Source organism: Myxococcus llanfairpwllgwyngyllgogerychwyrndrobwllllantysiliogogogochensis, assembly GCF_006636215.1.
Classification (GTDB): domain Bacteria; phylum Myxococcota; class Myxococcia; order Myxococcales; family Myxococcaceae; genus Myxococcus; species Myxococcus llanfairpwllgwyngyllgogerychwyrndrobwllllantysiliogogogochensis.
Genome location: NZ_VIFM01000343.1, coordinates 1 through 11,014 on the forward strand (window position 1 = coordinate 1; position 11,014 = coordinate 11,014).

7 protein-coding genes are annotated in these 11,014 nt (G+C 70.0%); 3 read left to right on the plus strand and 4 right to left on the minus strand.

Annotated elements, in window-relative coordinates:
* Both FJV41_RS53245 and FJV41_RS44460 read left to right on the plus strand, forming a co-directional pair.
* Positions 1-225: hypothetical protein (locus FJV41_RS53245; RefSeq protein ID WP_220137952.1), on the plus strand; the 225-nt coding region annotated here is incomplete at its 5' end.
* A gap of 77 nt (positions 226-302) precedes the next feature.
* Entirely contained in the window at positions 303-572 is a 270-nt protein-coding gene (locus tag FJV41_RS44460) for an HU family DNA-binding protein (RefSeq protein WP_002635502.1), read from the plus strand.
* Between the two features lie 113 nt (positions 573-685).
* On the opposite strand, the gene FJV41_RS44465 is transcribed toward FJV41_RS44460, so the two are convergent.
* Both FJV41_RS44465 and ltaE read right to left on the minus strand, forming a co-directional pair.
* On the minus strand, positions 686-1,594 hold the full coding sequence (locus tag FJV41_RS44465) for a M23 family metallopeptidase (RefSeq protein ID WP_217442604.1): 909 nt from the start codon (positions 1,592-1,594) through the stop codon (positions 686-688).
* 227 nt (positions 1,595-1,821) lie between these two features.
* Positions 1,822-2,847: a low-specificity L-threonine aldolase gene (gene ltaE / locus FJV41_RS44470; RefSeq protein WP_141648712.1), complete on the minus strand. Its 1,026-nt coding sequence runs from the start codon at positions 2,845-2,847 to the stop codon at positions 1,822-1,824.
* A 48-nt stretch (positions 2,848-2,895) separates the two neighbouring features.
* Here ltaE and nth point away from each other — a divergent pair, with 48 nt between their 5' ends.
* Positions 2,896-3,618, plus strand: coding sequence for an endonuclease III (gene nth, locus FJV41_RS44475; RefSeq protein WP_246137809.1), 723 nt, complete (start codon positions 2,896-2,898; stop codon positions 3,616-3,618).
* Here the strand turns inward: nth and def are convergent.
* On the minus strand, positions 3,572-4,105 hold the full coding sequence (def, locus tag FJV41_RS44480; protein WP_141648714.1) for a peptide deformylase: 534 nt from the start codon (positions 4,103-4,105) through the stop codon (positions 3,572-3,574). The genes nth and def overlap by 47 nt on opposite strands.
* Positions 4,106-4,193: 88 nt before the next feature.
* Positions 4,194-10,967, minus strand: coding sequence for a DnaJ domain-containing protein (locus FJV41_RS52795; protein ID WP_181791374.1), 6,774 nt, complete (start codon positions 10,965-10,967; stop codon positions 4,194-4,196).
* Positions 10,968-11,014: the final 47 nt, after the last annotated feature.

Genomic DNA, 11,014 nt, shown 5'->3' on the forward strand with positions numbered 1-11,014 from the left:
CGCCCACCCCGACCCAGGCGCGATCAGCAACACACGCCAAGTGATCGAAATCCCAAAGACTTTCTTCAAATCACGATCAACCCAATTGTTTTCGACACCCTGATTCCACACGGTGTGTCGGTGTCTCGGGTGCGGATTTCTCCCTCTGTCTACGCCCGGTGTTTCACCGAGCCAACTTTTCGTCCGGAGGCCGATTTTCCGGCCTCGGAGCGCGGTCAGCATTGACAGGGAAAAGAGCGATTTGTTACCACCGGTTGGCTTACGCGCATTCAAGGCCAGACAACGCAGGACGGAGGGGCGTAATGACCAAGGCAGAGCTCGTCGAGGTGGTGGCGGCGCAGACACGTCTCACCAAGAAGTCGGCGGCGCAGATCCTCGACATCGTCTTCACCAACATCGGCAAGGCGGTGAAGAAGGACGCGCGATTCAGCTACCCCGGCTTCGGAACTTGGTCGGTGCGTTCCCGCAAGGCGCGGAAGATTCGCAACCCGCAGACCAACGAGATGATGAAGCTGAAGGCCTCGAAGACCATTGGCTTCCGTCCGGCCAAGGAGCTGAAGAACTCGCTGTGAGTCGCTGACGCCACCCCGGTTCATGCCGTGGCGTCCCAGGGACTCGCGATGGACCGGGCACTCCCCTCAGGGGCGCTACCTCAAGCCGGTGGCGCCCCTGATGCGTTGCGGGCTCACAAGCCCGCACCACCCCGCGCCATCGGCGGCGCCTCCAGACGCCCTTCACCCTCGTCACCGAGCGCGTCCAGGGGGTCCATCACCTCACCATCCCGCCACAGCTCGAAGTGCAGGTGCACGCCCGTGGCCAGCCCCGTCTCGCCGGCCAGCCCCACCGCGTGGCCCCGCTCGAGAATCTCCCCCGGCTCCACCAACACCCGGGACAGGTGGCTGTAGCGCGTCAACCAGCGCCCATCGTGCTGCACCTCCACCTGGAGACCGTGGTCGCCGTTCCACCCCGCACGCAACACCACGCCCTTCGTCGCCGTGTAGACGACCTGGCCCTGCTTCGCCGCCAGGTCCACGCCGAGGTGGCGCCGCTGCTCGCCCAGGATGGGGTGCCAGCGCTGGCCGAAGACACTGGTGATGGTCACCGGATCCACGGGCCAGGCCAGTCGGGGCAGTCCGTTGACCTCCTCCGGATGCTCCAGCCGCCGCAGCTCCGCCATGCGCACCGCGAGCCGCCCGACCCTCAGCACCACGGCCTCCGCCAGGGCTCCAGGCATGTCGCCATAGGTCCTGCCGTCCTGCTCCAACTCGGCCTCCAGGACGCCTCGGGCTCGCTCCACGTCGCGGGAGTCCGTGCGCTCCACCGCGCGCGCCAGGAACGCATCCAACATCCCGTTCATCAACTCCCAGCTCTCCACCTGCCCCAACGGCATGGGCCCACCCCGCGCCACCTTCCGACGGTGCCCACGGGCCCGCTCCCTGAACGACTCCAGGGCCTCCTGGAGTTCCATGGAGGGCTCGGGCGCGGCCAGGCGTACACGTCCACCCGGCGGGGCGGGGACACCCTCGGGGACAGGGGACGAGGACGGCTCCGCGGAGGACCGCTCCGGGGTCTCGTAGACCTCATCGAAGCTCATCTTCTGCTCCGACCGAGGGGTGGAGCAGGCGCAGACGCTGACGAAGGCGAGGAGGCGGAGTCGACGCACGGCCCGGCGAGCCTACCACGCTCCGCTCGGTGCCTTCCCTCGCCCAGCAGCCACGGCTTCGCCCGGAGCGGAAGCGAGCAAGCAACCCCGGGGGACGGGCAGATTCGCTGCCCGGAAAAACTCGCCCCTTCGTTGAGCCCCGCGTGGCGACCGGCGGCCTACGCCAACGCTCGCCGGATGCGTGCGACCGATTCGTCGATGTCCGCCGCGGACAGGTCCAGGTGCGTCACCAACCTCACCGAGCGCGGTCCTCCCGCCGGGTTCGTCAGCACGCCGTGTCCCCCCAGCAGCGTCACCATCTCCAGGGCCGGGCGGTCGAACTCCGCGAACACCATGTTCGTCTCCACCCGCGCCGTGTCCACCTTCACTCCAGGCACCTCGGCCAGCGCCGCCGCGAGTCGGCGCGCATTCGCGTGGTCCTCGGCGAGCCGCTCCACATGGTGGTCCAGCGCGTACAGCGCCGCCGCGGCCAGGATGCCCGCCTGCCGCATGCCTCCGCCCAGCCGCTTGCGCAGCCGACGCGCCTCCTTGATGAGGTCCGCGCGGCCCGCCAGCGCCGAGCCCACCGGCGCCCCCAGCCCCTTCGAGAAACACACCGACGTCGTGTCCGTCAGCCTCGCCCACGTCGACGCGGGCACACCCGCTGCCACCTCCGCGTTGAACAGGCGCGCACCATCCAGGTGCACCGCCAGCCCCGCCTTGCGAGCGACGTCCACCACCGCGCGGAAGCGCTCCACCGGCCACACCGAGCCCCCTCCGCGATTGTGCGTGTTCTCCAACGACAGCAGCCGCGTGCGCGGGTTGTGCATGTTGTCCTCGCGCACCGCCGCCGCCACGTCCTCCGGCGTCAGCAAGCCCCGCTCACCCGGCAGCGGCTGCGGCTGCACGCCCCACAGCGCCGGCACCGCGCCGCCCTCGTAGTGGAGGATGTGACTGCCCGCCTCGGTCAGCACCTCGTCCCCCGCCCGGCAGTGCGCGCCAATGGCCACCTGGTTGGCCTGCGTGCCCGAGGGTACGAAGACGGCCGCCTCGAGCCCGAGCCGCTCCGCCACCCGAGCCTCCAGGCGCAGCACCGTGGGGTCCTCGCCGTAGACGTCGTCCCCCACCTCCGCTTCCGCGATGGCTCGGCGCATACCGGCGGTGGGCTTGGTGACGGTGTCGGAGCGAAAGTCGATGGGCTTCATGGTTCTCCCGCAGGGTGGCGACAGCCAGTACTTGGGGGCACGACAGGGGTGACATACAACGGCCGCGTGCCCGGACGTGAGACAACGGCGGCGAAGCGTGAGCGCGCGGTGAAGGTCATGGAGCGGCTGGAAGCCTCCATGCCCGATGCCCACATCGAGCTGGATTTCCGCTCCCCCCTGGAGCTGCTCGTGGCGGTGATGCTCTCCGCCCAGTGCACCGACAAGCGGGTCAACATGGTGACCCCCGCGCTATTCCAACGCTTCCCCAACGCCCACGCCTACGCGGAGGTCCAACCCGCCGACGTGGAGCCCTTCATCCGCACCTGCGGCCTGTACCGCGCCAAGGCAAAGAACATCGTCGCGGCGGCGAAAATCCTCGTGGGGGAACATGGCGGCCAGGTGCCGCTCCGGCGCGACACGCTCGCGGAGCTGCCCGGCGTGGGCCGCAAGACGGCGGGGGTCGTGTGCATCCACCTGGGCGGCGACGATGCCTTCCCCGTGGACACTCACGTCAAGCGGCTCGCGTACCGGCTCGGCTTCACCACGCACGAGGACCCGGACAAGGTGGAGACGGACATGCGGTCCGTGCTGCCCATCCCCTGGTGGACGAAAGGCCACCAGCTCCTGGTGTGGCACGGGAGGCGGACGTGTTTTGCCCGCTCCCCCGAGTGCGACCGGTGCGTCGTGGCCGAGCTGTGCCCCAAGAAGGGCGTGGCCCGAGCGACTACCGAGAAGCCGAAGGGTTCAGCTCGCTCTCGCGCGAAGCCTTGAGCTTCTTCATCCGCTTGCGGATGAACTCGCGCTTCAGCGTGGAGACGTGGTCCACGAAGACGGTGCCATTCAGGTGGTCCGTCTCGTGCTGCACGGCGATGGCGAGCAGCTCGTCACAGCGCAGCGTCTGCTCCTGACCGTCCACGTCCAGGTACTTCACCGTGACGACGGCGGCGCGGTCCACGTCCTCCGACTCACCGGGGAGGGAGAGGCAGCCCTCGTTGTAGGTCGTCTCACCCTCGAGCGCGACGAGCTCCGGGTTGATCATCGCCAGGGGCTTGGACTCGGGCTGACGCGGCGTGGTGTCCAGGACGATGACGCGCTGGAGCACGCCAATCTGCGGCGCCGCGAGTCCCACGCCGTCGGCGGCGTACATCGTCTCGAACATGTCCTTCACCAGCGCGCGGGTGGAGTCGTCCACCTTCGTCACGGGCTTGGCCTTCTGCTTCAGGATGGGGTCGGGCCAGATGAGGATCTCACGAACCATGGAGGCCCTCTTAACTCCCCCCGCGCGCACGGGCAACCCCGTGCGGGCAGCCCTCCCTCGCCCCGGCGCACGGGACGTCCACCCCTTGTCAGTCGAGCAGGCTGCGTGCGTACTCGGAGCGCAGTCGGTCATCCCCCAGGGCCTGGGCGGCTTCGGACAACACACCCCGAATCTGCTGCGCGCGGTGCTGGAGCGCCGGGTCCGGATGCCCCGCGAAACGCAGCGGGTGGAACTCGGCGGCGAGCAGCTCGTAGGCCCGCTTGACCTCCTCGCTACCCGCCGTGCGTGCCAGCCCCAGCACGGTGAAGTAGTCCGCGTCCTGAATCTCCTCGAACTTCGCTTCCAGCCGACGGACGTCCAGCTCGGGCGGTAGCTCTCCGGAGTCATCCGCGTCCGCGGGCCGCAGGATGATGAGCCCCAGCGTCCTCGCCACCGAGAGCGCCTTCAAGGCCGAGTCCTGCGGCACACCCGCCCCCAACAACAGCGCCTCCACCGTGTGCTCACCATCCACCTGGGACAGCAGCTGCAAGTCCTTGGGAGGCAGGCCGAAGTCGTCGGGCGCGAGGTGCAGGTCACCTCGGGCGACACGGGCGCGGAGTCCGCCAGCGGACGCCAGCAGGGACTCGGCGGTCAGCGTGTTGCGCAGGGCCTCCGCCAGCAGGAACAGCGGCGGGCGCGTGGCGGCGGCGAGCGCCACCTCGTGCGGCGCCGGCTCCTGCACCAACCGGTACAGCGTGGAGGGCTCGGCCAGGGCATCCAGGAAGACCTGCTCCGTGTAGCGCTGCACCAGAGGCACGGACTCGGACTCGCGCAGATAGCCTCGGCCTCGGAGCGCGTCGAGCAGCGCGCCGGTGGTGGCGCTGCGCACCAGCCGCAGCTCGCCCTCCTGCCGCGCGTCGATGAGGCCATCCGCGCGGGCACGGTCGATGAGCGACTCACCCGACGCGGAGGAGACAGCCCCCACGAGCGAGCCATCCCGGAGCCACAACACGCGCAGCGCGTTCATCACCTTCAGCTCCAGGCGCACCTCCATGCGCGCCTCGCAGAGTCGGAGCACCAGTCGGGACAGGCCCTCCTGGGTGACACTGCCGCTGCGGGACACCGCGAGTTCGGGGCGCCCCGGTGGGGCCTCCAGGGGGAGCAGCGCCGCACGGGCGTGCGCGGCGGCCTCCTCGGCCTCGCGGTGGCCTCGTTCCTCCAGCTCCAGGCGCTCTCGCTCGGACCGGGCTCGCTCCTCCGCGGAGTCCGCTTCCAATCGAGCCTTCTCCGCGTGCAGTGCCTCCAAGGACTGGCGCGCTTCCTCGCGCTCCGTCCGCACCTGGGACAGGTCCGCTTCCGTTTGCTCCAGGCGAGATTGGAGCTGGGCGAGTTGCTCGGCGAGGCGGGCGGACAGCGACTCGGCTTCGGTTCGCGCCTGGGTCTGTTCCTCGATGCGGGTCTCGATGGCCTCGCGCTGGCGCGCTTCGGCGTCCAGACGTACTTCCAGCGCGGTGCGGTGACGGCCCTCGGTCTTGGCGCGCGCTTCCGCATCGGTCAGCGCCTGTGCGGCCTTCTGGGCGCGAAGCTCGGCCTCCGCCCGAACCTCGGCTTCGGCCGCGGCGCGGGACTCCGCCTCCGCGCGCTGCCTCGACTCCGACTCCGCTCGCGTCTCCGCGACGACGCGCTGCTTCGCATCGGACTCCGCTCGCGCCTCGGCTTCGGCGCGCAGGCGTGCTTCCGTCTCCGCGCGGGCCTCGGCTTCGGCTCGCTGCTTCGCTTCGGACTCCGCTCGGGCCTCGGCTTCGGCTCGCAGCCGTGCTTCCGACTCCGCTCGAGCCTCGGACTCCGCTCGCTGTCTGGCCTCGGACTCCGCCCGCGCCTCGGCTTCCTCGCGCTGCTTCGCCTCGGACTCCGCTCGCGTCTCGAGCTCCGTGCGCTGCCTGGCTTCGGCCTCCGCATGGGCCTCGGCGGCCTCGCCCTGCTTCGCCTCGGCTTCGGCTCGGGCCTCGGCCTCCTCACGCTGCTTCGCTTCGGACTCCGCCCGCGCTTCGGCTTCCTCGCGCCGCTTCACTTCGGACTCGGCACGCACCTCGGCTTCCTTGCGCTGCTTCGCTTCGGACTCGGCACGCGCCTCGGCGTCCTTGCGCTGCTTCGCCTCGGACTCCGCTCGCGCCTCTGCTTCCTCGCGCTGCTTCGCCTCGGACTCTGCTCGTCCCTCGGCTTCCGCTCGGTTCTGGGCTTCAATCTCCGCGCGTGCCTCGGCCTCCGCGCGGTGCTTGGCCTCGGATTTCGCTCGGGCTTCCGCCTCGGCTCGGGCCTGGACCTCTTGTTCGAGACGCTCCCTCGCCTCGGTCGAAGCCTGGGACTCCAGCTCCGCGAGCGCGAGGACCTCCGCCTTCGTCCGAGACTCCAGTTCCTCGCGAGCACGGGTCTCGGACTCCGCTCTCACCTCGGCTTCGTTCCGCGCCCTGGAATCCAGCTCCGCCTGGGCCTCCGCCTCCGCGCGCGCACGCGATTCCATCTTCGCGCGCGTCTCCGCTTCGATTCGCTCCGCATCCGCCGTCGCCGCGCGGGCCTCTGCCTCCGCTCGCGCCAGGGCCTCTGCTCCCGCCCGGGCCTCCGCTTCGACCAGGGCCACCTCTGCGGACTTCACGCGCGCTTCCAGGCTCCGACGCGACTGAGCTTCCGTCTCGGCACGCGACTCGGACTCGACCCGTCCCGCCGCCTCGGATTCGAGCCGAATCTCGATTTCCTTCAGCGCCTGCGCCGCCGCCGCCTCTCGCGTCTCCGTCTCCTGAAGCCTCGCCTCCAACTCCACGAGACGCGACTGGACATCGGCTCGTGCCAGGGATTCCTGGTCGGCACGATCCTGCGCATCGTCCCTCGCGAGGAGCGCCTCCTTCGCCCTGGCCTCCACTCGCGCGAGGTCTTCCACCCTCAACCGCGTGAGCTCTCGGGCTTCCGTCGCCGCGGCATCCAGCAGGCCCCGCAGCTCGATGAAGTCCTGCTCGCGCGTCTCGATGCGCGCCAAGGCCGCCTTCGCGGCGGCGTCCACCGTCGCACGCGCCTGGGCCTCGGCTTCCGCTCGAGCCTCCGCCGCGTCCAGACGCTCCTGGAGGTCCGCGAGCTCCGCGCGGAGGGACTCCACCTCGGAGCCACTCCGAACGTCCTGCTCGGACTCTCGCCGCCGCGACAGCTCCAGCTCCGCTTCGAGCTCTCGCCGCTGGCTCTCTTCTCGAGCCTGGGCCGTCGCGAACTCCGACTCCCGCGCACGAGCCTCGTCGAGCTGCTGCTCCACTTCCGCACGCAGCGTGGCCTCTCGCGCGTGCTCCTCTTCCAATTCGGCGAGACGCGCCTGAAACGACTGGAACAGCTCTCCGTTCCGGTCGCGCACGGCCTCGGCTTCCACGCGCAGGGCCGCTTCACGATCCAGGACACCTCGCAGGGATTCGCTCAGCTCGCGCGACTCCTCGATTCGACGCTCGGCGTCCTGACGAAACGCGAGCTCCTGCTCCAGCGAGGCCCTCAGTGAGCGGACGCGCTCATGCGCTTCCTCCAGTTGCTTCTCGAACTCCTCCGGCCGGGCGTTCGACTCGGGAAGGGACGTGTCCTCCACGGCGCCTTCAGGCTCCGTGTCCGCCCTGTGTACCGACTCCGATTCGGTGGACGCGGGCCAGTACTCAGCCCCCGGCGCCGTCGTGTGCTGGCTTGGCTGGCCAGACACGTCCGAGGCGGTGTCCTCCGTGTTCGAGTCAAACCACACAGCGCCAGGGGACGAGTCGCCTGGCGCGGCGCCCTCCGGCTCGGAGTCGAACCATCCCGCCGAGGCGTCCGACGCCGTCGCCGTGACACCGTCGGCCGCGAGGACAGCCGCATCCGTGGCGTGATGACTCGCATCGAGCGACGCGACGCCTTCGACTTCCGTGGGGAGCGAATCGGAGACAGTGCCCGTCGGAGACTGCACGTCACCTGTTTCAGAATCGAACCAGCCTCCGGCCACATCCGCGCTGGAAGGCTCGGATCCGGGTTCCGCTCCGGACCAATCCGTCGACTCGTTTGCTCTGGCAGCCTCGGGCTCCGCTCCGGACCAGTCCGTCGACTCGTTTGCTCCGGCAGCCTCGGGCTCCGCTCCGGACCAGTCCGTCGACTCGTTCGCTCCAGAGGCCTCGGCTCCGGGCTCTGCTCCGGACCAGTCCGTTGCCTCATTCGCGCCAGACGCCTCGACTCCGGGCTCCGCTCCGGACCAATCCGTCGAGTCGTTCGCGCCAGAGGCCTCGACTCCGGGCTCTGCTCCGGACCAATCCGTCGCCTCGTTTGCGCCAGACGCCTCGGCTCCGGGCTCCGCGCCAGACCAGTCCGTCGCTTCGTTCGCTCTGGCGGCCTCTGGCTCCGCGCCAGACCAGTCCGTCGCCTCGTTCGCTCCGGCGGCCTCGGCTCCTGGCTCCGCGACAGGCCTGTCCGCCGATTCATCGGTGGCCTCGACCCGTGATTGCCCTTCGGGCTCGCTCGCCGATGCGTCCACCGAAGCTGCATCAGTGGGAGCACTCGCTACCGCCGCAGCCTCCGCACCAGCCGGCTCCGAGTCAAACCAGTCCGCGCCAACACTTGCGGCCGGGGGCTCAACGGGAGCACCTGTCGGGTCATCCTGTCGAACCTTGGCCTGAAGCTCCGCCTCCAATACGTCCCACGGTGAGGCGGGCAGGCTCTCCTCTTCCGCCCCGTCAGTGGGCGCGGATTCGATTTCGGGCGACGCCTCCGCGACTGGCTCTCCCTTCGGCGCCTGAGACACCTCGTCGACTTCGGCGAATCCCTTCGCGGAGTTCTCGACCTCGGGGTCCGGTGGCAGCTCCGTCCACGGCGAGGCCTCGAGCGGCACGGACGGCCGTGCTCCCACATCGCGCATGGCGGCCAGCTCTGCTTCGGCCGCGGAGAGCGCATCTCCCTGCGAGGACGCTGGAGTGTCGACGTCGAAGAACCCCTCGTCCCCGAGCCGAGGCGCCACCGCCACCGGCCGTGACGCCGGCGCGGAAACGGCCTCCTCTGTCCAGGCGAGTCTCCCCAGTGGCGGAGAGGCTTCGACCTCACCTCCCGCATCCGGCTGTGCTGCCGTCCAGTCCGTCAGAGCCCCAGCTTCTGGAGTACTCACGCCATACAGGACCGTGGGCGGACCACTCACTCCACCCGAGCTCCCGTCACCCGTCACCGCGCTTGCGAAGCCCTCGGAGAACGCATCATCCAGGCTCCCGGGGGTCGCGACATTTCCCTGCCCGGACTGCCCGCCCCACCCTTCGAGTCCCAGCGATGATGCGCCTTCGCTCGCCGGAGCAATGTCCGCGCTCGGAGCAGTCGACGCTTCGTCGGTCCCGTACGCCGCGTCCATCGCCGCTTCATCCAGCGCATCCGTCGCGGCACCATCCAAGTCCTGCCCACCGGCCGCGGCCAACGCGTCCGGGCCCAGCGTGCCCTCCGCGAAACCCGCGCCTCCGTCCTCGTAGGCACTCGCCGTCGAGCCATCCGCGCCGTAGGCCTCCGAGGCCCCGGCTGGCTCGGTGGAGTCGTATCCCGTCAGCGAGTCTCCGCCATACGCACCCGCCTCGTACCCCTCCTCGCTGTAGGGCTCCGAGCTTGTTCCATTCGTCGGGGAGTCGTAGCCGGTCGCCGTGCCCGCCTCGTACGCGCCGGAGGCATGAACCTCCGAGGAGGCACCACCAGGGTCGTAACCCTCGGGGGATGCACCACCACCGTATGCACCGGAGTCATGCCCCTCGGGGGAGGCAGCCCCGAGGTCATATCCCTCAGGGGAGGCACCACCGTACGCACCAGGGTCGTAGCCCTCGGGGGAGGCACCACCGTATGCACCGGAGTCATGCCCCTCGGGGGAGGCAGCCCCGGGGTCATATCCCTCGGGGGAAGCACCACCGGACGACGCTCCAGGGTCGTAGCCCTCGGGGGAAGCACCACCGTATGCACCGGAGTCAGGCCCCTCGGGGGAGGCAGCCTCGGGGTCATATCCCTCGGGGGAAGCACCACCGGACGCACCGGAGTCATGACCATCAGGTGAAGCACCACCGTATGTGCTGGGGTCATGACCCTCAGGTGAGGCCCCACCTTCGTACGCACCGAGGTCATGACCCTCGGGAGAGGCACCACCTCCGTACGCCCCTGCGTCATACCTCTCGGGAGAAGCACCACCGGACGCACCGAGGTCATAACCCTCGGGAGAAGCACCACCGGACGCACCGGGGTCATAGCCCTCGGGAGAAGCACCACCGGACGCACCGGGGTCATAGCCCTCGGGAGAAGCCTCACCGTACGCCCCTACGTCACGACCATCAGGTGAGGCGCCACCTCCGTACGCACTGGGGTCATAACCCTCGGGAGAAGCACCCTCTCCGTACGCACCGGGGTCATGGCCCTCGGGAGCGGCACCGCCACCGTACGCCCCTGCGTCATGCCCCTCGGGTGAAGCACCACCGTAGCCCTCGGCGGAAGCCGCGCCATCAGCGCCAGTTGCATACGCATCAGCGGCAGCACCTGCGTCGGCGCTCGCCACGGCCCCGGCGCCCGCGTCATCCCCTTCCGCCCGGAACACCTCGCCCGCGGACAGCGCGCCCTCATCAAAAGCCTCGCCCTCGCCGCCCGCCACGGCCGCGCCCCAGTCCTCGCCTCCTCGCGCGGATTGGATGGACGCCATCGCCGCGGCCTCCACCTCCTGGTGCGCCTGCTCCAGCGTCGCCTGCACGTCGAGCGGCGAGCGATGCTCACGCTCCTCGGCGCGCGCCGTCCGCTCCTCGCGCGTCATCGCCGCCAGTTCCCAGTCCGTCTGGTGCAGCGGCGCCAGGTCTCCGAACAACGCATTCGCCAGCGTGGGGTCCCCAGCCACCGACCCTGGCCCCGTCGCGTGCCACGCCTCCGAGCCCTCCCCGCCTC

Bases quoted from the DNA above. Each gene is read 5' to 3' on its own strand.
- FJV41_RS44460 (WP_002635502.1), top strand. From the start codon at position 303: ATGACCAAGGCAGAGCTCGTCGAGGTGGTGGCGGCGCAGACACGTCTC.
- ltaE (WP_141648712.1), bottom strand. From the start codon at position 2,847: ATGAAGCCCATCGACTTTCGCTCCGACACCGTCACCAAGCCCACCGCC.
- def (WP_141648714.1), bottom strand. From the start codon at position 4,105: ATGGTTCGTGAGATCCTCATCTGGCCCGACCCCATCCTGAAGCAGAAG.
- FJV41_RS44465 (WP_217442604.1), bottom strand. From the start codon at position 1,594: ATGAGCTTCGATGAGGTCTACGAGACCCCGGAGCGGTCCTCCGCGGAG.